Origin of the sequence: Dyadobacter frigoris, assembly GCF_005280585.1 — a bacterium.
GTDB classification, from domain to species: domain Bacteria; phylum Bacteroidota; class Bacteroidia; order Cytophagales; family Spirosomataceae; genus Dyadobacter; species Dyadobacter frigoris.
This window is the reverse complement of the sequence record NZ_SZVO01000004.1, coordinates 166,858-190,725: the sequence shown is the minus strand read 5'-3', so window position 1 is coordinate 190,725 and position 23,868 is coordinate 166,858. Positions and strand designations below refer to the sequence as shown.

At 38.7% G+C, this 23,868-nt stretch carries 23 protein-coding genes; 15 read left to right on the top strand and 8 right to left on the bottom strand.

The genetic code is table 11. The annotated features are described in order from the left end of the window. Window positions 1–51 precede the first annotated feature (51 nt). Window positions 52–1,353: a T9SS type A sorting domain-containing protein gene (locus FDK13_RS10030; protein ID WP_137339853.1), complete on the top strand. Its 1,302-nt coding sequence runs from the start codon at window positions 52–54 to the stop codon at window positions 1,351–1,353. 125 nt (window positions 1,354–1,478) lie between these two features. Here the strand turns inward: FDK13_RS10030 and FDK13_RS10025 are convergent, their stop codons facing one another. Then, window positions 1,479–2,069: a hypothetical protein gene (locus tag FDK13_RS10025; RefSeq protein ID WP_137339852.1), complete on the bottom strand. Its 591-nt coding sequence runs from the start codon at window positions 2,067–2,069 to the stop codon at window positions 1,479–1,481. A 370-nt stretch (window positions 2,070–2,439) separates the two neighbouring features. On the opposite strand from FDK13_RS10025, the gene FDK13_RS10020 reads away from it, so the two are divergent. The 9 genes from FDK13_RS10020 to FDK13_RS09980 all read left to right on the top strand — a co-directional run bounded on the left by FDK13_RS10020 (window position 2,440) and on the right by FDK13_RS09980 (window position 12,567). Then, window positions 2,440–4,821 (top strand): ABC transporter permease, encoded by a 2,382-nt coding sequence (locus FDK13_RS10020; protein ID WP_137339851.1) that lies wholly within the window; start codon window positions 2,440–2,442, stop codon window positions 4,819–4,821. Window positions 4,822–4,995: 174 nt separating this feature from the next. Continuing rightward, on the top strand, window positions 4,996–5,982 hold the full coding sequence (locus FDK13_RS10015) for a hypothetical protein (protein WP_137339850.1): 987 nt from the start codon (window positions 4,996–4,998) through the stop codon (window positions 5,980–5,982). A 45-nt stretch (window positions 5,983–6,027) separates the two neighbouring features. Beyond that, window positions 6,028–6,612 (top strand): RNA polymerase sigma factor, encoded by a 585-nt coding sequence (locus FDK13_RS10010; RefSeq protein WP_137339849.1) that lies wholly within the window; start codon window positions 6,028–6,030, stop codon window positions 6,610–6,612. Next, a complete protein-coding gene (locus FDK13_RS10005; RefSeq protein WP_137339848.1) occupies window positions 6,599–7,927 on the top strand; it encodes a hypothetical protein in 1,329 nt (442 codons plus the stop codon). The genes FDK13_RS10010 and FDK13_RS10005 overlap by 14 nt, the downstream gene beginning before the upstream one ends. A gap of 385 nt (window positions 7,928–8,312) precedes the next feature. Beyond that, window positions 8,313–9,818 (top strand): hypothetical protein, encoded by a 1,506-nt coding sequence (locus tag FDK13_RS10000; RefSeq protein WP_137339847.1) that lies wholly within the window; start codon window positions 8,313–8,315, stop codon window positions 9,816–9,818. A 96-nt stretch (window positions 9,819–9,914) separates the two neighbouring features. Further along, a complete protein-coding gene (locus FDK13_RS09995; RefSeq protein ID WP_137339846.1) occupies window positions 9,915–10,682 on the top strand; it encodes an alpha/beta hydrolase family protein in 768 nt (255 codons plus the stop codon). A 36-nt stretch (window positions 10,683–10,718) separates the two neighbouring features. Continuing rightward, window positions 10,719–11,495 (top strand): alpha/beta hydrolase family protein, encoded by a 777-nt coding sequence (locus FDK13_RS09990; protein WP_137339845.1) that lies wholly within the window; start codon window positions 10,719–10,721, stop codon window positions 11,493–11,495. Window positions 11,496–11,629: 134 nt separating this feature from the next. Then, window positions 11,630–12,085 carry a GNAT family N-acetyltransferase gene (locus FDK13_RS09985; RefSeq protein WP_137339844.1) on the top strand — a complete coding sequence of 152 codons (456 nt, stop codon included), beginning with the start codon at window positions 11,630–11,632 and terminating at the stop codon, window positions 12,083–12,085. Then, window positions 12,082–12,567 carry a peptide deformylase gene (locus tag FDK13_RS09980; protein ID WP_137339843.1) on the top strand — a complete coding sequence of 162 codons (486 nt, stop codon included), beginning with the start codon at window positions 12,082–12,084 and terminating at the stop codon, window positions 12,565–12,567. The genes FDK13_RS09985 and FDK13_RS09980 overlap by 4 nt, the downstream gene beginning before the upstream one ends. Window positions 12,568–12,691: 124 nt before the next feature. Here the strand turns inward: FDK13_RS09980 and FDK13_RS35360 are convergent, their stop codons facing one another. Both FDK13_RS35360 and FDK13_RS09975 read right to left on the bottom strand, forming a co-directional pair. Continuing rightward, complete coding sequence (locus FDK13_RS35360) at window positions 12,692–12,853, bottom strand: hypothetical protein (protein ID WP_170982766.1); 162 nt, start codon at window positions 12,851–12,853, stop codon at window positions 12,692–12,694. Between the two features lie 34 nt (window positions 12,854–12,887). Further along, window positions 12,888–13,388, bottom strand: coding sequence for a DUF6934 family protein (locus tag FDK13_RS09975; protein WP_137339842.1), 501 nt, complete (start codon window positions 13,386–13,388; stop codon window positions 12,888–12,890). A gap of 164 nt (window positions 13,389–13,552) precedes the next feature. On the opposite strand from FDK13_RS09975, the gene FDK13_RS09970 reads away from it, so the two are divergent. The 3 genes from FDK13_RS09970 to FDK13_RS09960 all read left to right on the top strand — a co-directional run bounded on the left by FDK13_RS09970 (window position 13,553) and on the right by FDK13_RS09960 (window position 17,721). Continuing rightward, window positions 13,553–14,440 carry an alpha/beta hydrolase gene (locus tag FDK13_RS09970; protein ID WP_137339841.1) on the top strand — a complete coding sequence of 296 codons (888 nt, stop codon included), beginning with the start codon at window positions 13,553–13,555 and terminating at the stop codon, window positions 14,438–14,440. Between the two features lie 145 nt (window positions 14,441–14,585). Beyond that, window positions 14,586–15,479 (top strand): DMT family transporter, encoded by an 894-nt coding sequence (locus FDK13_RS09965; protein ID WP_137339840.1) that lies wholly within the window; start codon window positions 14,586–14,588, stop codon window positions 15,477–15,479. A 79-nt stretch (window positions 15,480–15,558) separates the two neighbouring features. Continuing rightward, window positions 15,559–17,721, top strand: a complete 2,163-nt coding sequence (locus FDK13_RS09960; protein WP_137339839.1) for a S9 family peptidase — start codon at window positions 15,559–15,561, stop codon at window positions 17,719–17,721. Window positions 17,722–18,023: 302 nt separating this feature from the next. Here FDK13_RS09960 and FDK13_RS09955 read toward each other — a convergent pair whose 3' ends face one another. Next, the gene (locus FDK13_RS09955; protein WP_137339838.1) at window positions 18,024–18,392 is read right to left on the bottom strand and encodes a hypothetical protein; all 369 of its coding nucleotides are present in this window, start codon (window positions 18,390–18,392) and stop codon (window positions 18,024–18,026) included. A 288-nt stretch (window positions 18,393–18,680) separates the two neighbouring features. Between FDK13_RS09955 and FDK13_RS35355 the strand changes: the two genes are divergently transcribed. Continuing rightward, window positions 18,681–18,857 (top strand): hypothetical protein, encoded by a 177-nt coding sequence (locus FDK13_RS35355; RefSeq protein WP_170982765.1) that lies wholly within the window; start codon window positions 18,681–18,683, stop codon window positions 18,855–18,857. A 3-nt stretch (window positions 18,858–18,860) separates the two neighbouring features. Here the strand turns inward: FDK13_RS35355 and FDK13_RS09950 are convergent, their stop codons facing one another. Next, entirely contained in the window at window positions 18,861–20,135 is a 1,275-nt protein-coding gene (locus tag FDK13_RS09950) for a BamA/TamA family outer membrane protein (protein ID WP_220417346.1), read from the bottom strand. A 204-nt stretch (window positions 20,136–20,339) separates the two neighbouring features. Between FDK13_RS09950 and FDK13_RS09945 the strand changes: the two genes are divergently transcribed. Beyond that, window positions 20,340–22,214, top strand: a complete 1,875-nt coding sequence (locus tag FDK13_RS09945; protein WP_229215997.1) for a glycoside hydrolase family 2 protein — start codon at window positions 20,340–20,342, stop codon at window positions 22,212–22,214. Window positions 22,215–22,302: 88 nt separating this feature from the next. On the opposite strand, the gene FDK13_RS09940 is transcribed toward FDK13_RS09945, so the two are convergent. The 3 genes from FDK13_RS09940 to FDK13_RS09930 form a co-directional block, all read right to left on the bottom strand. After that, the gene (locus FDK13_RS09940; RefSeq protein ID WP_170982764.1) at window positions 22,303–23,022 is read right to left on the bottom strand and encodes an alpha/beta hydrolase; all 720 of its coding nucleotides are present in this window, start codon (window positions 23,020–23,022) and stop codon (window positions 22,303–22,305) included. 210 nt (window positions 23,023–23,232) lie between these two features. Next, on the bottom strand, window positions 23,233–23,427 hold the full coding sequence (locus FDK13_RS09935) for a Rossmann-fold NAD(P)-binding domain-containing protein (protein WP_137339836.1): 195 nt from the start codon (window positions 23,425–23,427) through the stop codon (window positions 23,233–23,235). A gap of 83 nt (window positions 23,428–23,510) precedes the next feature. Next, a complete protein-coding gene (locus tag FDK13_RS09930; RefSeq protein WP_137339835.1) occupies window positions 23,511–23,756 on the bottom strand; it encodes a hypothetical protein in 246 nt (81 codons plus the stop codon). Window positions 23,757–23,868 lie beyond the last annotated feature (112 nt).

The window sequence follows — 23,868 nt, the reverse complement described above, 5'->3', positions numbered from 1 at the left end:
TTTTCAAAATGAAAAGAGGAAAATCATTACAGACTTATAACATATACTTAAATGAAAATATATAAAAAATCATCCAGGGCCTCATGCCGGCTTTGGGCATGTTCAATATTTCCATTGCTGGGATTATCGCTTTTTGCAAATGCCCAGCAAGCCAGCCAGGGAAATACAACTGTTTTCGGCGGTGCCGAAATCACAGTTTTCGGAGCTCATAACTTTGTTACCGGTGGCGGTGGCACCCAGCCAGGAATTGTCAAAACAATACGAACTTCACCTTTCGGCGTTTTGAAATTTGGCCCTGCGGCTACACAAACAGCTGCGGATGACGCCAATCATGTAGATGGTTATGTTTCCAAAATTGGTAATACTGCATTTACATTTCCAACAGGAAACGGTACTGATTTACGGCAATTAAGTATTTCGGCTCCATCCACAGCAACTTCACAAGTTACAGTGGCGTGGTTCAGCGGAAATCCTTCGACAGTGACTGACCCTTCGGATGCAGAAACGCATAGTGTAGCTACTCTGGACGGAACATTAGTAGCTGTGAGCCAGGCAGGTTTCTGGGACTGGATACCTGTAACGGGTAGCTTTACCGGATTAACTATTACTGCCTCAATACCTGACCTTACCACTTTTGCAACGGCCGCAAATCTTCGGCTTGCAGGTTGGGATGGTACGCAGTGGATCAATTTGAGCACTGCGGCTAATGCCACCGGTAATATAGAAGGAAGTACAATCACGGGTACAACTCCGGCGACAGGTACGATTTCCGCCCTTGCGATCGGTAGTATTGCAACGCCGTTACCTGTTACTCTGGTTAATTTCACCGCTCAGAAAAAAACAGCAGGTTCAGAGACTGCCTCATCTTTACTTTACTGGACTACATCCGCTGAAACCAATTCCGATCGTTTTGATATTGAACGCAGCACAACCGGTAAAAACTGGAATAACATCGGCAATGTCGCCGCAAATGGCGAAAGTGACAGACAGGTTAACTATTCCTTTACGGACGACAAGCCTCTATCGGGAGAAAATCTTTACCGGTTACGCATGGTGGATAAAGACGGAACTTTTGCTTTTAGCCGTATTCAAAGTATAACTTTTGATGGTACAAATTCTGGTTTATCCGTTTATCCAAATCCGTCTGCCGATAAATTATTTATCCGCGATTATAGCTCTGTAACAAATATTGTTGTGAGCAATCTTAACGGAACAACAGTTTACAAATCAGCCTCCTTTGCATCCGGTAATGGTTTTATTGACCTCACAAGCCTTTCACAGGGAATGTATATTGTCAAAATATCACGTGTTAACGGCACTTTTTCAACCCATAAAATAGTGGTTGGAAAATAAAAAACTTGTTGAAAAATAAGTGAGAAACTAAAAAAACCCTTCCGATTTTATTGGAGGGGTTTCTTGTTGTAAAATATTCAACATCAATATTAATGCAAATATCTTATTTAAAGCCGGTTACCAAATTAAATTGAGTAAAGACCGTGATAAACATTTAACTCGATCCAACCAGGAACGGCTATATCTTTAACTTCTAAAAGATAATACTTTCCGGCAGCTGTTTTACAGGCAACAATGGTTCCGACAGGTAAGTAATTTGTCCAGGAATAAGAACCGTCCGGAGCGGCATTGATCTGGTAGGATTTGAATGTTAAAATCTTTAAATTTTCGATAGTAATATCTTTAATATTGGCAATTCCCAGATTGGAAAATGTAACCGTTGTAGGGAATAACGCAGAATAACATCCTCCATCACTCTTCCATCCAATATCACCAGCCGGATATGCTGCTACTGTAAAAGGACTGGTTAGCTTCATACTTTTATCAAGGCCAAGTTTTGTTGTATTGACAAGCCCCCAGTTAAAAGTAGATGGCGCCCGGTTTGGCAAATGACCGGGATCAATCATTGAAATTGGTGTTTTTTCATCCGTAAAACTCACATCCCCCATCTTCGCAGTTTGCGTAGGTGTCACGGGCTCTGGATCCGCGTTTTCGTTACAAGAGAAAGTTGTAAACGATAATGAAATAAACAGAGCTCTGATAATTAGATTTTTCATGGCAATAAATGCTAAATTATTTAGATAAATGATAGAATTATTTCCCCTCACAGTTTGCAGATCATCTGGTTCCGGAAGGCAATGCAAACGTAGACAGGAATAAATCCGGCAACTATTTTAGAGGGTATACAAAAGGTTGATGGGATTGAAAAAGAGGTGTACAAAAAGTTGACGCACTGATTTAACGGTAAAATTTACGCTAACAAATTCAGAATGAATGGATGAAGATGATAAAACCAGAGTTTATTAGTGGGTATTTTTAGGAGTCGTTATACTTTGCATGGTGATTACTTTTGCAACAATCAGTTTTAAAAATACCAGATAGTAGCATCTCTCAGTAAATCCGTTCACAAACTCCAACCCTTTTTCCATGCTCAAAAACCACTTCAAAATCGCATTTCGAAATCTTTGGAAACACAAAGCCTTTTCATTTATCAATATCATGGGGCTTACCGTCGGTATGTCGGCGTGTTTTCTTATTGGTTTGTATGTACATTTTGAGCTGAGTTATGACAATTTCCATTCAAAATCAGACCGGATTTACAGGCTGGTAACGGATATAAAAACGCCATCAGAAACGCTGGAAGTTGATGTCACAACCTGGGCGTTTGCACCAGGGATGAAAAATGATTTTCCGGAAGTTGAAGCTTTTACAAGGATAAATGCGGCGAATTTTAACGTTCGAAAGGGAAATATTCAGTTCAAAGAAGAAAAGGCTTTTTTTGCAGATTCGTCTTTGTTCAAAGTTTTTGATTTTCAGCTCCTGAATGGGAACCCTTCAACGGCCCTGAAAGAGCAGTTGAGTGTTGTTTTAACAGAAAAAACGGCAAGAAAATATTTTGGAAACACTGATCCAATCGGACAAATACTGTTTTTATCAGCAGACACACTGGCAGCCACCGTTACCGGCGTGATGAAAAATATTCCGGAAAACTCGCAGATTAAGGCGGATATGTTTATTTCGATGTCAACCTTTACACGGAAACTCAATAAAAAACTGGATGAAAACTGGGGTGATTTTGGCGCAACTTCCTACTTACTTTTGAAACCAGGATCAATAGCTAAAACACTTCAAAAGAAATTACCTGCTTTTCTTGAAAGTCATGCCGGAAAAATGTTCAAAGAATCACATGTAGTTTACATTTTATCGCTGGAACCATTGAGGCAGGTTTATCTTCGTTCAAATCGTGGCGGTGCTGAAAAGGGAAATGCTGCGAATATTTATATTTTTTCAGCTGTCGCCATTTTTATCTTATTGATCGCCTGTATCAATTTCATTAATTTATCCACGGCACGCTCTGCTGAAAGAGCAAAAGAAGTCGGAATCCGAAAAACATTTGGTGCAGGTAAAATACTGTTGGCCAGACAATTTCTGGTTGAATCTGTATTGATAAGTATCCTTGCTTTTATTTTATCACTGCTTCTTTCCTCTTCTTTAATCCCCTGGTTTAACAATTTGGCAGGAAAAACGATCAGTTATGGAATACTGGAAAATGCATTATTTGTTCCGGGCCTATTTATCTCAGCCATAGTTATCGGCCTGTTGGCAGGCATTTATCCGGCACTGATTTTATCTTCTTTTGAACCGGTAAAGGTTTTAAAAGGACGTTTCACCACAGGTTTTAAAGGAATCTTGCTCCGAAAAAGTTTGGTAACCATCCAGTTTTCAATTTCCATTATATTGATTATCGCCACACTTATTGTTTACACACAAATGACTTTTATGCGTGACAGAGATCTGGGTTTTAGTAAAGATCAAATGCTGATAATCAATTCAGAAGGTGCCCCTAACCGCGCCGTATTCCGACAGTCCCTCGACGGACTTGCAGGAATTCAGTCCACCGCTGCATCTTCCAGTATTCCCGGTGGTGCATTTAACGGTGCTTATTCCGAAATTGAAAATAAAAGCGGCGATTTCCAGGTAGGCCATCTTGGATTATATCTTGTGGATTTTAATTATATGCCGCAATACAAACTAAAAATGGCGGCAGGACGAATTTTTTCCAAAGATTTCGGAACCGATACTACCGACGCCATGATTGTCAATGAAGCTGCCGTAAAACTTTTGGGGTACAGTTCGCCTGAGGAAGCTATTGGCAAAAAATTCAAACAATGGGGCCATGAAGGGAAAATTATTGGCGTGATGAAAGATTTTCACTTTGTGTCATTACACGAAACAATCAAACCGCTGACCATGCGTATTGATCCTGCAAATAGTAATCTCATTTCTGTCAAAATAGAAGGAAATAATATCAGGAAAACACTGGATATTGTTGAAAACCAATGGAAACTACTGATGCCAAACCGCCCTTTCAGTTACTATTTTGCAGATGAATTTTTTGACCGTCAATATCGCAGCGAAGAACGATTTGAAAAACTTTTTTTCAATTTCGCCATCCTTGCCATTTTCATTTCTTGCCTTGGTTTACTTGGACTTGCATCTTATAGTACCATTCAACGTACCAAAGAAATCGGTGTGCGCAAAGTGCTTGGTGCTTCAACGGGAAATATTGTCGGGCTTTTATCCAAAGATTTTCTCTCACTTGTTTTGCTGGCTTTTGTCATTGCTTCTCCCCTGGCCTTTTATGGTATGAACAAATGGCTTCAAAACTTCGCCTATAAAACAAATATCCAATGGTGGATTTTTGCAGCTGCAGCAATCCTTTCGGTCATTATAGCCTTTGGAACAATCAGTTACCTGAGTATCAAGGCTGCTTTAATGAATCCGGTTAAAAGTTTGCAGGCAGAATGATATGCAAAATGGTTGATTTTAATTGGCAGTCTCCCATCAAGGATCTTACTTCTTGAACTATTACTATCACTACAAATATTATTTTAAACTTATTGCAACGTTATCCCAGATAAACGGTGTCTGACCTTATAAGATATAAATGCAGAAATCTAATTTCGTCCTGTTTAACGACTTATGAAAATAAAACTACACCGCCATATATTCTATTTTTTCACTTTCCTGATATTGGTATCGTGCAATAACGTAAAGGATCTCCAACCTGCCGGTGGTGAAGATGTTCCGGATGGAGTTGCTCAGGTGTTAACAAATGCATATCCACGCGCAAAGGATATTACACTGAAAACTGTATTAAAAGATAAACTTTGGGAGGCAAGATTTTCCTCGGATAGTACTTTATTTTACGTTGCATTGAACACAAACCGGGTTCTTAGGGCATATAAGTTGCTTAGCCCTACGGTACCGGATTCATTGCAAAATACTTTTTCTACATTATCTATTAAAGGTGGTACTTTTTCTGATTTCAGACAGGAGGATTTTGCGGTGAATACACGGTATTATACTGCAAAGTATATTTTAAACGGAACTCCCTATGTAGTTAAATGGGAAACAAATTCACAAGAAGGGACATATGCCGGCAAACACATCTACGAAGTAACTGTTAAGCCTTATTTTAAATTTGAATATGATATTGTTCGTGATGAACCTGAAATACAAACCATTGTTCCGCCAGCTATCAACAACTATATAGCTACCTTAAACCTTTATCTTGATCAGGCTACCGGATATGTTTCTGATGCAAATAAAGTGTCATATTACATTATTGCGTCGGATCCCTTCTCGATGCCAAATAGGCCAGGCAATCTTTTATACGATGAAAGTAACAATCTTGCCGTTGAGTATTTCGCACCAAACAATCAAGAATTTTCTTCTCTTTCTAGTTTCCCCACGCAGGTAACTAAATTTGTCGATAATTATGAATTTGCCTCTAAGATGCACTTTAGCAGCGGGTTCGAGAAGAAAACGGAAGCAGCCGCACCATTTGGTATGTTTTTTAACCGTGAAATTACACAGCAATTTAGTAATACCGAGGCATTTCAAGTATGGCTGGACAGGAATGGAAACATAGTTGATTTTTTATACACAGCGAGCTTATTTGTTTAAGACTTAGTTTACTATCTCAAACCTCGCCCCACTAACAACCCTTTAATGAAGTTTTTTCGCAGTAAAAAATACAATAGTTTAACAGAACTGGTGCTGGCCTGCCAAAGGCTTGAACCCAGTGCGCAAACTATTTTTTACGAGCGATACAAAGCAAAACTTACAGGTATTTGTTTGCGTTATGCCAAAACGAAAATGGAGGCAGAAGATATTTTTCAAGAGGCTTTTATCAAAGTTTTTAAAAATTTGAATGAGGTGAAGGATATTGCCTCAATTGATAGCTGGGTAAAATCAGTGGTGATCAGGACCGCCATTAATTATTATAACCGGACAACGAAAGATCAACTTTTACATTCCTCTATCGACGACTTTCCGAAGGAGTTGGAATCGGCAGATTACGATACAATTATTGAACAATTGAATGTTGAAGTGCTTCTGAAAATAATAAATCAGCTGCCTGATATCTACCGGATGGTGGTCAATTTACATTTAATAGACGGATATACACACGCTGAAATTGGAAAGATAATGTCAATACCCGATAGCACATCGCGATCCAATTTCATGAGAGCACGACATTTATTAATGAAAAAATTACAGGAAAAAGGAATCACGCAATATGAAAACTCCTGATAACAACGAGGACGAAGCATTGCAAAAAGCTTTGAAACGCAAATTTGATGACTTTGCGCCCGAACCGGACCCGTCATGGAAAAAAGGCATTTTTGATACTTTACAAATATCAAACGGAACTGCCTATATCAGGCCGTTGTTGGTAGCTGCTGCCTTGATTGTTATCCTTTTTTTGACGGCAATAGAATACGATTTTATTTCAATCAATATGATTAGGAAATCTGACATTACGAATGAAGAAATTACTGTGAGACATGATTCGGGCTGGCAAATAAAAAGTAAGAATGAAACCGCTGCTGAAAAATCAAAAATAATAATTGACCTAAAAAGTTCTATCCCAGAGCCCGGCAAGCTTTCGTTTTCAAACACTGGCAATATGTCTTTTAAAAAAGGGAAAGAGGAAAAAATACATTCTGCCAGCAAAGTTAAAATGGTGAAGGAAGCTCTCGAAGGCAAGCATAATGAGGTGTCAACTTTTACAGAAAATGAAACTGCACGGATAAGTAATCAATTATCTAAGGAGAAGGATTTGTTAACTGACAGCCCGTTGACCAAGGTATCCCCAGGCACGGAATTGTTAAAATTTAATATTCCTAAAATCAAACCATTAGCAATCCGGGCTTTTATTGCATCAAATTTTAACCCTGTTCTAAAAATAAACACGCAGGCAATATCACGAAATGAAAACGCAAAGCCAGAAATATTAAAGACTGAGAAAAAACTAAAATTTCTTTTCAATATCACTAGTATGAATACTTTTCAAGAACTAACGGTGCAAGCTATTCCCGGTGTTGTTTACCAAAACATTGGTTTTCCAACAAAATTTTCAGCAAAAAGGCTTGGATTGAAGTTAACTGGCGGTGTAGAAAAAAACGGATTCCAACTGCTTTTAAATTATGGCCAATTTGATCAGTCCTTTCAATACGAAATTGCGACAGACGAATTCGTGGTAAATGAAAAAAATCCGGTTGGTGATAAAATTGTCAGAAAGGGAATCAAATATAATGAGAACAGCACATTGAAATTGTTTGGGATCGGACTTAAAAGACATACTCTGATTACGAAAAATTCTGTTTTCCGGAATTACTTTGGCGATGTTGGAATCGAATATTCAAGAGAACTAACAGCTGGCAGTAATGTGATATGGGGGAATGCCGGTTTCGGAAAACAAATAATGATCAGTAAAAACACAAGCTTAACGATTGGCCCATATTTTGAATACAGTTTGATGAAATTAGTAAATCCTGACAGTAAATTTCAGGTCAAACCTTACCAGATAGGGATAGCTGCCGGTTTACGCTTTGGGCAAAAATAAGATTTTTAAATGACTGTATTTAACCGTCCAAAGATCAACGATATAGGGGAATTTATCGCCTAACGGTTACATATTCTCCGCTATTCTTAAATTTGTTTGACATAAAATAAAACTCACCCTCACTAATAAATTTTGGATGTTTATCTATCCCTGCTATAATACTGTCCTGAGACTTTCTGTTTACTTGACTGAAACTGTCAATTGCTCCGGCTCAAATGCGGGTCTAGCCACAAAATACTAAATATCAAAAGCATAAAATCACCCTGATGAATTACTGCTAATATAATTGATGAACTTGAAATTTGTAGTCTGGTCATTAAATAAAATTTCAGTTCTGGCAAGCTATTTGTTCCACATGCCCTTTAAAGAATTTATCCCCAACAAAATGATATTATATAATTGGATGAGAATTAATTTGTTTAAAATCGCGGCAACGATCAGCATAGTTTCGTGCCTGATTTTAATTGTTGTGAAAGTTTACTTTTCTCTGAGTTTTCTTCCAGATATGTCAGGAAGTGAAACGAGTACCATTTTTCCGATTCAGTTTCTGGCAGACAACCGCCCGGTATATTCCAATCCCGAAAATGCTCCGTTCCGTTTTACCCAGTACACACCTTTATACTTTCTTTTTACCAATTTATTATTAGAAATCAACGGCTGGCTTCCCGATGACGTGCATAAGGTTTTTGTGAGCAACCGGTTCGTTTCCATGGCTCTTACAGTTTTAACGGCTCTGGTTTTGGCATTTTTCCTGATCAAACTGACCAAAAGAAAGAGAATAACCGGAATGCTTACGGCATGTCTTGTATTTCAGGTTTTAGCCTTCTGGATATTAACCAGCTCCCGGCCCGACAGCCTGATCGTATTACTTACAGCTTTATACGTATGTGCGGTCTTCAAGGCAATAACGTCCACATCTAAAAACGATCTTTGGTACATCCTCGCCATTTTTATTTCTGTTACTGCATTTTTTGTAAAACAAAGCGGCACCATTCATGCCATCGCACTGGCTCTCTTTTGCGTCTACCAGTATCAGTGGAAACTATTGGCTAAACTTATTTTATCAGGTTTAGTATTCTTTGCGTTCTATTTCCTTATTTTACCTACAAACTCCATACCTGTTTTCTTTTCGAACATCATTGGCGGAGTAGAAAATTCAGTAAGTTGGGACTGGTTCTACGACTGGACTTTGGAGAAATTCCTGCTTCAGTTTGCCCCGCTCATTATTTGTAATTTCATAATAACATTTTATTCTCTGATTCGTGAAGAGTCGGCATTTTACCGTTTTCTGGCAATAGCCAGTTCCATGTTCTTTTTGTTTGCTACCGCTACGGCATTTAAAATTGGTGCAGGTGTTGGATACTATCAGGATTACCTTATCATTGCCGCTATTCAAATCACGCTGTTTTTCACAGAGCCTAAAAGGAAGAATTTATTTCAGCCGAAAATCCTGAGAGCCCTTCTTGCCTCTTACCTTATTATTGTTGCAATTCATTGCACGCTTTTTGTGTACATGACGTATCAAAACCAGCCGCATAGTTTATATACGCATCAATATTTTAAAGAAAAAGAAGTTGCAAATTTTCTTATAAACGACAAAAAACTGGTTGATAAGGAATGGGTTTATGTTTGTGATGGTGATAATTTCCAAGGTGTGTATCTAAAACATTTCTTATTCAGAAACGTTTTAGTCCCTTTCACAGACATTGTATACCTGGCAGACAAAAATAAGACTTTTAATTTTCAGAATTTCGAAAGTCTGGTGAAGCAAAATAAGATCAGATTTGTTGTGGCAAAAAAGGGCGATACACCCAAAAATATTCTGGGATATAAATTTCCGGATTTGAAACGAATAAATACAATTGACGAATATGATATTTACGAACAGTAAATGCAAATCGGTATTTACTCGCCTAACAGTATAAATTAATCGCTAATCTGGCTAATGTATTTTGTTTTAAAAGTCCAAACCAACAGGCCGTTCCGAATGACCCGAATCTTCTTTTATCAACTGCTAATTATACTAATTTTTGCATCCATAGATGTATCTGCGCAATCATCCATACAGATATTTCCAGTTAAAACGGACAACCTGAATTTGTTTGATAAGGTAAGAAATCGCTCCGTTCCGATAGCGTTGTATTTGCCCATTACCGACAGAAAAATCAGAAAGCAAAAGCTGGTGATTTTTAGTCATGGGTATGGAGAAAATAAAGGAGGAGATTATTTAGTATATTCTTACCTGACCGAAAATCTGGCTTCACTTGGATATTTTGTAGTCAGTATCCAACATGAATTACCGACTGACAGTCTCCTGGCTATGACTGAGCCCTATTACATTACCAGAAAATCAAACTGGGAACGTGGCGTTAGAAATATCCATTTTGTTTTAAATGAAATGAAACGATTAAATCCCGACCTTGATTATGAACACCTTTCTCTAATAGGCCATTCAAATGGTGGCGATATGACCGCATTATTTGCTACGAAGTATCCGGATTTGGCAGACAAAATAATTACCCTGGATAACCGGCGAATGGCACTTCCCAAAAGCAGGCACCCAAGAATTTATTCTATCCGTTCAAGTGATTTGCCAGCAGACGACGGCGTGTTACCCACATCGTCTGAAGCAGAAAAGTATCGAATTAAAATTGTTAAATTAGCTAATACAAAGCACACAGAGATGGATAATGACGCAAACGCAGAGCAGCGGAAGGAAATAAATAGCTATCTGGAAAACTTTATAAGTAATTAATACTTTTCATTATTCTGCCCGATAAACCTAATTCAAATGATCAGAATTATTTATGTGCGATTACTATTGTTGTTTTTCGCAATCATTCTCTCAAACAAAAACGCATCTGCGCAATCATCCATACAGATATTTCCAGTTAAAACAGACAGCCTGAATTTGTTCGATAAGGTAAGAAATCGCTCCGTTCCGATAGCGCTGTATTTGCCCATTACAGACAGAAAAATCAGAAAGCAAAAGCTCGTGATTTTTAGTCATGGGTATTATCAGAATATGCCGTCAGGAAATAAACAAGCTTCATACTTGACAGAGAATCTGGCGGCACATGGATATTTCATAGCCAGTATCCAGCACGAGTTACCATCGGATGAGTTAATTCCGACAACAGGAATTCCCCAAATTGTAAGGCGTCCGTTTTGGGACAGAGGAGCGGATAATATTTTGTTTGTAATCAATGAATTAAAAAAAGCATTTCCGGATCTTGACTTCAAAACCATAACACTGGTCGGACATTCCAATGGTGGCGATATGACTGCTTTGTTTCCACAAAAATATCCGGGTATTGTCAGTAAAATAATTACGTTGGACAACAGAAGAATGCCTTTGCCCAGAACAATAAAACCGAAAGTATATTCCATCCGTTCAAGCGATCAGTCCGCAGATGAAGGTGTTTTGCCGTCACCCGAAGAGCAAACTAAATTGGCAATTACCATTATTAAACTGCCGGCTACCATTCATAACGATATGGACAACCGCGGAACAAAAGTGCAGCAGAAGGAAATTAATGATTACGTTCTGCGGTTTTTAAAGGAATAAATCTTGACTAAAAAACGGTAATAGTTAACGATACAAAAAGTCTTTCAAAAAAAGCATAAAGCCGGGTGTAGCGTTTTTCTTTGAAATCCATATTTTTGTCTTCTTCAACATACGTTATTATCCGAAATAAATTTATGCTTAATCTAATTCGAACCAATTCCGACGATCCTGTTTTCATATCACTTGTAAAAAAGCTTGACGCAGACCTCGCCGAAAGAGATGGCGCCGATCATGCATTTTATTCTCAATTCAACAAAATTGACAAAATAAAACACGCCGTAGTTGCTTTTGAAAATAACGAGCCCATCGGATGTGGGGCGATGAAGGAATTTATGCCCGACAGCATGGAAATGAAACGAATGTACACAGCGCCGTTGGGCCGTGGTAAGGGAATTGCAACCGCAGTTTTAACTGAATTGGAAAAATGGGCAGCGGAATTATCTTATAAAAAATGTGTGTTGGAAACCGGAAAAAGACAACCGGAAGCGATTAAACTTTATGAGAAAAATGGGTACAAAAATATTCCTAACTACGGTCAGTACATTGGAATTGAAAACAGTGTTTGTTTTGAAAAAGAATTGAATAAATGAAAGGTCTGAATGATATGCTGCAACTGGGAAATCCACTTCTTTATCAAGTTTGTGAGCCTGTTTTGCAATCTGAATTGCCACTGGTAAAAGAATGGGTCGCAGATCTGGATAACGTTATGAAAGAAATCAGGGCAAAATACAATTTTGGCCGGGCTGTTGCAGCACCACAGCTTGGCATTATGAAAAGGCTCATTTACATGCATATCGACAAGCCTGTTGTTTTTATCAATCCTGAGTTTAGCGAATTAAGCGAAGACATGTTCGAGCTTTGGGATGATTGCATGAGCTTCCCGAACCTTTTAGTCAAAGTAAAACGGCATAAAAGTTTGACAATCAAATATCTTGATGAAAACTGGAAGCCGCAGGAATGGAAAATGGCTGATGACTTATCGGAATTGCTGCAACATGAGTATGACCATTTGGACGGTATTTTGTGTACCATGCGGGCAATTGACCACAAATCTTTCAAATGGCGGCCGTAACGGGAATTGTTGTGGCCGAATTCCGAAAAAATAGAATTATTTCGAAATAAGTAATTTAAAGAAAAAGTCACCTGACCTTTAATTAATAGAAAAGATGACTTTTTTATAACCACTAGAATAATTGTTATTTCTGTGTTCTTAAAGGAATTGGGAACTCATCTAGAATTCTTTCCATTTCTCTGGTTTTTCTTTCAATATTACTTATCCCGCCTTCAACATATTTCGCAACTGCTTTCGTTGATTTACGACTAGCCCTTTGTTGGTTTTTTGTGATTGTAGTTGGCATATTTCTTTCTTTTGTTTCTACTCAAAGTTAATAATCATTTAACTGATAACAAGAATGCATCATAATTTATTCCTTTCTGAAATTCTACCCATCCAGATTTTTTTTGAAGTTCTATTCCTTCAATTCTCAAATTTTCAGGTAAATAATCCATATTCCTGGCAATTCCAATCTGATACAGTCGAGTTCTGGCAGATGTACTTCCACTAGTAAAAATCTCTGTCTCCGGATTCATTAAGAGAAACTCAAGTGCTTTCCACGCTACTGTGGCTAAAATTTCGTCAGCATCTCCATTTCTTGTTTCGAATAAGTCATCAATATCCAGAGCAGAAGAATTCCAAACCTCAAATCCAAGATTAAGTCGATGTCTGTTAGTGGTAGTTTTTAACCTCGTCAGGATACTACGCAACTCAAAGATTCCATTACTGCCAGAACTATAAAATTTATGTGAATCAAGGACGTCAACAATATCAAAAAAACTGCATTCAATATAAGAATCGGGATCCAAATGATCTGTTATGTATCTTTCTATGTGCATCTATTAATATAAGGAAAGCATGTGTGTAGTTCAGGAATTATTGATTGACACTATATTTTGATGTCTTCATCTTATAATAAAAAAAAGGTTTCCACTTATTAGTTTAGGTTTAAATCATAAATTTATACCTAACATATTTAAAATTAAAATATCCAATAACCTATATGAAATCTTCTCTGAACAAAATCCTGAAAAATAGAATCAGGATAGTCTTTGCTCTCGTACTAATCTCACTCACAGCCAACGCACAACAGGCCAAAACAATCATCCCCTTATGGAAAAATGGCCCTCCAGGCTTCGAAGCAAAGTCAAAAGAGACTGAATCTGCCAAGGATTATTGGGTGAAAAATATTCACAATCCATCTCTTCAGGTATTTCTTCCACCTGCCGGAAAAGCCAATGGAACGGCGGTTGTCATTTGTCCGGGCGGTGGATTTCGATTACTCGTTTATAATGCAGAAGGCACAGAACCGGCGGAATATCTGGCAAAACTTGGGGTTACTGTTTTTGTCTTAAAATATCGTCTTCCAAGGGAAGATGGTTCTCCTTATTCTCTCGAAAAACAGCCCCGTGAAGATGGATTACGCGCAATCCGGCAAGTAAGAAGTTTGGCCAAAGAATATGGAATTGATAATAACCGCGTTGGTATGCTGGGCTTTTCTGCCGGAGGCGAAGTTGTAGCAGCCGTAGCCTATGAATCCGGCAAAGGAGATCCGGCCGCTAAAGATCCTATTGATAGATTAAACGGAAAACCTGATTTTCAGATGCTGATATACCCTGGACCGTTGGGAATTCCCGATGTTATTCCTCAGGATGCACCACCTGCATTTTTACTTGCAGCCAACGATGATCCCTGCTGCGCCGTTACAACAACAAGCTTATTGGTAAAATATCGTGAAGCAAAACGTCCGGTAGAAGCCCATTTGTTCACAAAAGGCGATCATGGATTTAATATGGGAAATCGCTCTCCATGGCAAAGTATTAAATCCTGGCCACAACGTATGGCCGACTGGCTGAGTGATAACGGTTATCTTGAAAAGGCTAAACCCTAGTAAATCAGTGCTATTCTACAATTTAGACCTTGCTACAATTTATAATTAACAGAATTATTTACACAATTTCCTTATATTTAAGTAACTGTTATAAACTTATAACAATACGGGAATTATGAACAGTAATCCGGCATAAGTTATACCAATGAGAAAAGCATTTTTACAATTACACTGCGCTATTTTACTTGCAGGTTTCACAGGAGTTTTTGGAAAACTGATAACGCTTAATGAAGGTTTACTGGTTTGGTACCGCATGATTATTTCAGGTATTTTACTGTTGCTTATTCTGGCGTTTTCCGGAAAATTTAAAACAATTTCAGCCAAAGATTTCGGGCGTATAGCTTTTGCCGGCTGCCTGCTCGGACTTCACTGGATATTTTTCTATGGCAGCATCAAGTATTCCAATATTTCAGTCGGCGTGGTATGCTTTTCACTGACAGGATTTCTCACCGCTGTTCTCGCCCCGCTGATCAATAAAAAGAAATTCGCCGTATCCGAGCTTTTCCTAAGCAGCCTTACGCTTCTTGGAATTGCTTTAATTTTCAGTTTTGATTCCAAATATCGCCTCGGGATTGGTCTTGGAGTTGTATCGTCATTACTGGTAGCATTTTTCACAATAGCCAATGAGCGGCTGGCACATGTTTATAAAAGTGAAACTATTACTGTCTATCAAATGATTGGCGGAAGTCTTTGCTTAGCGGTAATCATGCCTCTTTATCTGCACTTTTTTCCGGTTGCCACCATGCTTCCTTCCCGGTCTGACATAGGTTATCTTATTTTACTTTCCCTATTTTGCACCGTTCTTTTATACATGCTTTTAACCGAAGCTTTGCATAAAATCCCTGCTTTTACAGTAAATCTGAGCTTTAATCTTGAACCGGTTTATACCATAATCCTTGCCATTTTTATTTACAGAGAAAACCGCGAATTAAACTGGGCTTTTTACGCCGGACTTGGTTTGATAATACTTTCCGTTGCGCTGCAAATGGTCAAGGTGATTTCTGATAACCAGAAGTCACAAGCGGTTAGCCTGTCGTAATTACAGTGAATTTCGGCAATTTGTATTAAATTGTTTCATTAACTCCAATTACTACCACCCGTTATTCAAATTCAACCTTATGAAGAAATTATATGTTCTATTTCTGATCTGCTCCTTTTCCGTTCAGGCGCAGCAAAAAGAAAAAATCAAAGTCAGTGATTTGACAAAGGTCAGGCAGGTAGGCAATATCGCCATTTCTCCAACAGAAAAGCAAGCTATTTACACGCTTCTCACGGTCGAGCCCCTACCCGATTCTCCTTTTGAATATGATTACCGGACACATTTATATCTTATTGATCTTACCAATAAAAACGAACCCGTTGCTTTGACGCACGGCAGCGAAAGTGCCAGCGCACCGGAGTGGTCGCCGGATGGCAGTAAAATCGTATTTTCAAGAAAAGTAAAAGACAAAACACAGTTGTTTATTCTTCCGGTTAATGGTGGAGAAGCATGGCAATTAACCGATTTAAGCTACGGTGCATCCAATCCTAAATGGTCTCCTGACGGAAATAAAATCATGTTTTCTACCAGCCTTTCCATGGGCGAAATGTTGAAAGATTCAATCATGAATCCCGGAAAAATGGTACCGGTATGGTCGATAGAAAAACCTGGATTTCAGAATAATAACTTTATAAAAAATGATAAATCTATCAAGGCAAATCCCGATGGAAGTTTGGCAGAAATCCGTGCATATCTGGATAAAGATGTGGAAGACAAAAAAGCCAAGGTCATCAACCGTCTTAACTTTCAGGGAGAATCTACTACGCAGCCAGAGCTTACCTTTGCCCATCTTTACATGATCGAACCAAAAGAAGGTGCCAAAGCGAAACCGGTAACAAAAGGATTTTACAGCTACGGACAAGCAATCTGGACTCCTGATAACAACATTATTCTGGTAACGCAGGGCGACAGTCTGCAACATCCGGACCGAAGCAAAGCCAGTAGAATTATAAGTATGAATGCAGACGGAAGCAAGATTTATGTTCTTTTGAACGATCCGGCTTATAGTTTCAGCCAGCCAACGATTTCAAAAGATAATAAATCTCTGGCCTATATTTCTTCCATCGCAGCTTTAAAACCAGCTACTCTTGATCAGGGACATATTGGAATATTAACATTAGGATCAGGTTCAAAACCATATATTTCTAACTTCGACCGGATTGCTTCAAATCTTACCTGGACTGCCGACAGCAAGTCACTTTATTTCGCAGCAGCATCCAATGGCGGATTTCCAGTTTATAAATTGACTTTGGCAAACAAAAAAATCGATCAGCTAACCGGTTATGATTCAGGCATCAACAGCTTTGATGTTTCTACCACGGCCATTGTATATTCCAAAACTGAAATTACAGATCCCTCCGAACTTTATACTGCCGATCTCGGTATGAAAGCGGAAATAAAACGGAGTAATCACAACACGGAATGGCTGAAAGATAAATTACTGGTTTATCCTGAGAAACATACCCTGAAAAATTCCAAAGGACAGACGGTCGAATACTGGATTATGAAACCGGCAAAAACGGAAGCTGGCAAGAAATATCCATTGGTATTACAAATGCACGGTGGCCCGACTGCCATGTGGGGACCGGGAGAAATATCGATGTGGCATGAATTACAATTCTTTTGCGCTCAGGGTTATGGCGTTGTGTATGCCAATCCGCGCGGTTCAGGAGGTTATGGGTTAGATTTCATGAAAGCTAATTTCCAGGATTGGGGAACCGGTCCGGCGGAAGATGTTTTGGCTGCTGCAAGTATGGCCGCAAAAGAATCCTGGGCGGATACCTCCCGCCAGGTTATCACCGGCGGTTCTTATGCGGGTTATTTGACCGCCTGGATTGTTGGCCATGATAACCGTTTCAAAGCCGCACATTCACAGCGCGGCGTTTATGAATTGACTACGTTTATGGGCGAGGGTAATGCATGGAATCTTGTGCCAAATTATTTTGGAGGTTATCCGTGGCAGGCGGAAATCAAAAAAGTGCTCGAGGCCAATTCTCCACAAACTTTCGTGGAAAATATTCATACGCCGCTTTTGATTAAACATGGTGAAAATGATTTAAGAACGGGGATAATTCAAAGCGAATTGTTATACAAAAGTTTAAAAATATTGGGTCGAGATGTGGAATATGTGCGTATGCCCGGCGGAACACATGAACTCAGCAGAAGTGGAAATCCACGTCAGCGAATAGACAGAATACTAAGAATTTATGAATTTTTCGAAAGGTATGTTGGAGAAAAATAGCGAAAAAATTTAAGTTATAAATTTGTGCAAAACCAAATAAGCTGTCTCAAATTGAAAAGACAGCTTATTTGGTTTTAGAATTATTGTGATAATTCCAAAGATTTGAAATTTACAGATGGCTACATCAAAGTTGCTCAAATAGCTATTACTGGTATGGCAAAAACAATTTGCCATAATAAATACAAAAAAGACCGACCGCTTAAACCGGAGCAGTCTTAAAAACGTCTGTAAAATTGAAATTAATTTGATACAATTAGTACCTGTTAAGTTCAACCAATAAAGAATATCTAAATTTTAGCGCCTCATTTACAAGGTACATGCTTTAAAACCAATCCATCAAAATGTATTTTTTGGGGATCAGCAAAAACAATTTTGCCATTTACCGTCTTTCGACTGGTGATACCTTCAACAAACAAAGATTCCTTTCTGAGAAAAATCACTTCCTGAATTGATTCTGAACCCTTAACCATGAATGTACAGGTAGCTTTCAAAGTATCACCATACATTTTTCCCAGCAGCGAACCGTTGTTATGATCTTTTTCATAAAGTTTATACCCCAAACTACCCTTAACGCTATCTCCAAACATCAAAGCATTTAAAAGTACTGTGTCTTTTTTTATAACAGAAGAATAACAAATGTTGAAAGTACTGTCGTTATCAGAAGTTTTCATATTAACTGCTGAATTTTGCGTGGGACTGGAATTGCAGGCAAGCAAAACCATCAAGGCACACGAAAAAAATAAAAGATAAAGATAAATTTTCACAGGTTAGTATAGATTAGTTGATAATGAATCAGGTTGATATAAAAATCCTGACACAAAAATCTCCAAATGGATTTGCTTAAAAGCTGATTTATAACGGGGTAGAAAAATGATTCTTATCACAAAATAAATTTAATGGATTATTTCCATTTTTTGGATTTATTCCATTAAATTTGATTCGAACTTCAAATTACGGCTATGCAAACTTCCAACGACCCCAGAAATTCTCCGGTTTTACATTATGTAATTGTTACTGAAAAGATGGTTTGGCAATTCTATTATGATGAATATGGAAGTAAACATTTCCGGGAATTGCTTGGAGACGAAGCAAGGAAATTTATTGAGAGTATTCCGGTTGAGACTAATAAGGATTGAGATTTAAAATACCTCGCCCAAGGTAAGTTTCAAGCCTGAATAATGTTTGCTGAATCCATAATTCAGCGCGATATTCGTCCCGGATCGTTTGTTCATTTTTATACGAAGTCCTGCGCCGCCGCCAGGATTCCAGTTTAACAAAAACAGGCTTTTGGGTCCGCTAACGGTATTGGCATTGGCGAAAACAACGAAACCTAAAAAGCCGTTACTGGTAATATCACGGCGATATTCGGTTTCAACATAGAGCAGATTCCGTCCCCGGTAACGGTTTTGGTCGAAGCCGCGCCCGGATCGGTTGTAGTCTTCCCAGCCAATACTGGGCAAATCCAGATACGGTACTTTTTTGTCAAAAACCTTCCACAAATAAGTCCAGATGGCCAGCATATTTTGTCTTTCACGGTTCTGATCGAAACGGATATATCTTCGAAAATCAATGTAAATAGATTTCCATGAATTTGAATTTCCTAAATATGTCGGATTGAAACGGTATTGAACGCTGGCATAATATCCGTCCCAAGGATTGATAGAATTATTCCTGGTATCAAACAGCGCATTTAAACTTAATCCCGAAGAAAAACTATTAGCGGACTGCGCTGTACCATAGGCATATCCCGTATAATCTGCCAGAAGCGGTGACCCTTCATCCGTATGTATGTGAACCCGGTAGTCTATATGATAACCTATGCCTGCGAAAAAACCGTGTGAAAGCCGTTTGAGTAACGTTTGATACAACCGTAAATAAGAATAATTAACAAGCAGCTCATCCCCTTCCTGATGCTGTTTTCCCAAACCCCAGGTATACTGCGGATAAACCATCATTCGGGTATCACCGCTAATCACCCACCGGTTTTTGTCAAGCCAGATATAAGAACGGATTGGAAGTCCGAAACGCTGCTTAAAATTCCAGTAAGGCGTAAAAGTGACCCTCGACATGTATGTATCCTTTCTGTCGCCAAGATAAAAACCAGCGGTTGTAGACGTTACCAACGCCGTTCCACCACCCGGAACCTGCGTAGAAAATGGCAACACAGAAAAGTAAATTGTTTTACCGGGACTTGATTCTTTTTTCTTTGTCTGAATATGCAGCAACCTTTTACCAACATCGATCAAATCATACAATTTACTGGTATCACCCCGCACAGTCGAATCTCTTTCCAGCACATTACCAGGACTTTGGGCAAGCAAAAAACATGGCCAGAATATAACCAGGAGTAAAAAACAAATAAAAAAATTATCGTTTCGGGATGAAAACATATTTACCGGAAACCTGCAATTCATGAGGAAGTAGTTAAATCTATACCACTATTACTAAAAGTATACCTTACTGCCTTTAAAACGGAAATTAAGCGCAATAAAATTAAAAAAGATCATTTTAATACTATTTATAATTAAAAATGAACAATTTACAATACGCTGGCGCACGATTTCCAACACATAAAACAACACAGCTGGAATGGTAATTTTAGCGCTCAATTATGATAAATGCCAATAAGGGAACCTGCTATTATGACCGGAACAGAAAATCATATTAACTACGGATTTTCAAAATCCAGAGAAGAAAAATCTGACAATAATGCCGATGCCCTTCCGCGGGCAGTTATACGTCCTAATGAATATATGCTTTTGGACGGCGAATGGAAATTTTCTCATGATATCCAGGACAAAGGTTTGTCAGAAAGTTGGTTTGTCGGTCATCGTTACGATCAAACTGCGCATTGGCCGGGAAGTGTTGAACAACATATAGCAAGTGCTTTGAAATCCGAAAAAACCTGGCAGGATACGGTTGTAGTATGGTACGAGCGGGAATTTAATTTACCGAAAACGGATGCTGAAAACAAAAATCCATTTTCCCTGATGCAGCTTTCTTTTGGCGCCTGTGGCTACGAAACGCAGGTATGGCTCAACGGTTTTGCACTTGTTACCATTGAAGGAGAAACGAAACATTTAGGAGAATACACCTCCTTTTCATATGAACTGGATAAAAAAATTCTCAGGCCTGTAAACAGGATTACGGTCAGGATTGCAAGTTCAATGGACGCCGATAATACACGTGGAAAGCAGGAATCTTATGTCTATAAACGTGGCGGAATCTGGTATCAGACCTACACCGGCGCTGTGCGAAGTATCTGGCTTGAAACGGTTGAAAGAAACCGGCTTCGTTCCAGAGTTGGCGTAGTCAGCAGCATAGAAGATAATCTGGTGCGGTTCAATCTCTCAACACGCATTTCAGATCCCGGTGCTTACCGGATTCGCTTGAAAGTTTTTGATGATAAAGCGGATGATACTGCGCCTGTTGCAGAAGACGAATATCCATTAATGCTCCAAGCCGGGCAAAAATCCCAGCTTGTCGTTTTAAGAATTCCGGATGCAAAATTATGGTCGACCGGGGATCCACATCAGTATCGCTTGATTGCCCAGCTGATTGATGACAGTGGTTATACTGCTGAAATTGAAACAAAATTTGGATTGAGGAAAATTGAGGCGCGGGGCTGCTGTCTTTATTTAAATAATAAGCCGGTTTATCTGGATGGAATTTTATACCAGCCCGGGGCATCAACCTATGAGCAGATCAGGCAGCATATGTATGCAATGAAAGAGTTGGGGTGTAATCTGGTCCGGATTCATATTGCAGGTGTAGACCCGCGGATTTATAAACTTGCCGATAAAATCGGAATGTTACTTTGGGTTGAAGTTCCAAGTCCGCATCAATCCAGCCAGAAAAGCAGAATAAACCATCGGAATGAATTATTGCGAATGCTGGCTTTAATCGGAACACACCCGTCGATAATCATTTGGAGCTTGTATAATGAAGATTGGGGCGCACAGGATATTGCAACAAACCCGGAAACGAGGCAATATATTATTGACACATATCATTACATGCAACTCACTTATCCTCAGTTTCTTGTTGTAGACAATGACGGCTGGCAACATATTTCTTTTGAGGGCAGGTTAAAGTCAGATTTACTGACCGCCCACTTATATACCTCGGATTTACAAAGGTGGAATGAAGTACTTGACCAACTTGCAGCGGGAGAACTCAACCGCGTGGCTGCATTTCCACTGGTTGTTGGCGATCCTTTTTTCTATCGAAATCAGGTTCCGCTAATCGTAAGTGAATGGGGTGGTTTTGGTTTTGATAACTATGGCGGTCCGAAAAACGACGATGATCGTGCAGATCTGATCCGAAAATTTAAACAGGAATTAAGAAAACGATCTTTTGCAGGTGATATTTATACGCAGGCCACCAATATTGAAGAAGAGAAAAACGGCTTGCTGAACGCTGAAACAGGTGTTTTAAATGTTCCTGCGGGACTTTTAAATACACAACAAGATCAAATCGATTATCCCAAATAACAAATCAATTTAGCTTTAAAAGAAAACTGATTCAGCAATTATCAAGTATAACTTCTGAATCAGTTTCCCGTTATTTTTATCAGAAAAATTATTTTTCATTCAGCCAGGCCACCAGATCCTTTAATTCCTGCTCACTTATGGAATGCGGCAAACTCTGATACGAATGTAGTGTCGCGTTGATCTTTTTCTTTTTAAGATAAAAAACCGCCTCTGTGGCAGAAGTGTAAGGAACTCTGTCGTCCGCGGTACCGTGTCCGATAAAAATTTTAAAATTGTTAAACGCATTTGCAGGCTTGATCCGAGGTTTTAACGAGTCAAAAATTCGGCCGCTCAATGGCGCAATTCCTCGTAAAAGCTCAGGTGCGGTCAATCCGACTTCATAACTCATCATGGCTCCCTGGCTAAATCCAGCCAGAAAAACCTGCGAAGGATCTGCATTGTATTTCTTTACCACTTCATTAATAAAGACTTTAATGAGATCTGTACTGGTTTTTAAATCCTTGGTACTCTCCTGTTTAATTCCCTTTACAATTTCATTTCCATACCATTGAAAGGCATTTGGTGCAATTGTAAACGGGGCTCTGGCCGAGATTATTAAAAAATCAGCAGGAAGTATATTTTTCAATTCAAATAAATCAGCTTCATTACTTCCATAGCCGTGCAGCAAAATAATCAGTTTGGGTTTTACCGTTTTTACCCGCGGCTGACTTATCAGATATGCTAATGATAAATCTTTTTGAAGTGATGCCTGAGCAAAAATCCGGCAGGACAAGAAACAAAGGATAAAGGCAAAAATTGATTTTTTCACGTCTGTTTTATTGATTAATTAACTTTGGAAAGTTACTTCCGTTTTTTATAAAAATAGAGTTTTATAAGCTGTCGTAAAATGATTTAAAATAAAACAGAATTCTCCGGTTTACTTTTCCCAGAGAATCCTGTTTTCTAATTTTAACAACTAAAACCTATTCCGGAAAATCAGCACTTAACCTAGGCTCTTTCCATGAATCGAAATTCGACTTCAATTTTCCAGTTTTTGATATGCCATATCAAGCGCAGGCTTGCCAGATAATAGCCTAAGATTTTTGGATTCGGACATCACCGCAGTAGTGATCGCTTCGACACCTCTTACCGGATCTCCCTGCCGCTGCCCGTTGCGTTTTTTACTTGCTTCAATTCTACTGGCTACTGTATCAAAATGATCCTCGATTTGCACCGGCGTTTCAACGAGTGATCTTCCGGCCCAGTCTGTCCGGACTTATTAAAAAGCAAAATTGAAAAGTTTGATATTCCTTATACTTATTTCAACAAAGATTCAAGCTTATGCGCAATAGCCTGCAATAATCCGGGACTTAGATTTTTGTTACTCATTTGGTCCAGACCAACAATCGCCCGATAATTTCGTTCTTCGTCGGGTTCAAAAAAAACCGAAATATCCTCTATAAAAATTTCTATTTTGTGCTCATAACCAGAAAGAACAAGCCGTCCTTCAAATTCCCGGATTTCACCCTTGTATTCAACATCAATCTCAAATATATCTTCCATAACAAAACCGGAATTAATGAATTTATTTGTTTTCCGGTACGGTTAAAATTACAGAATGAAATGCAGATTTTCCTTAAATTCTATTTGGTTTAAATCCTGTCACAGTTTATCT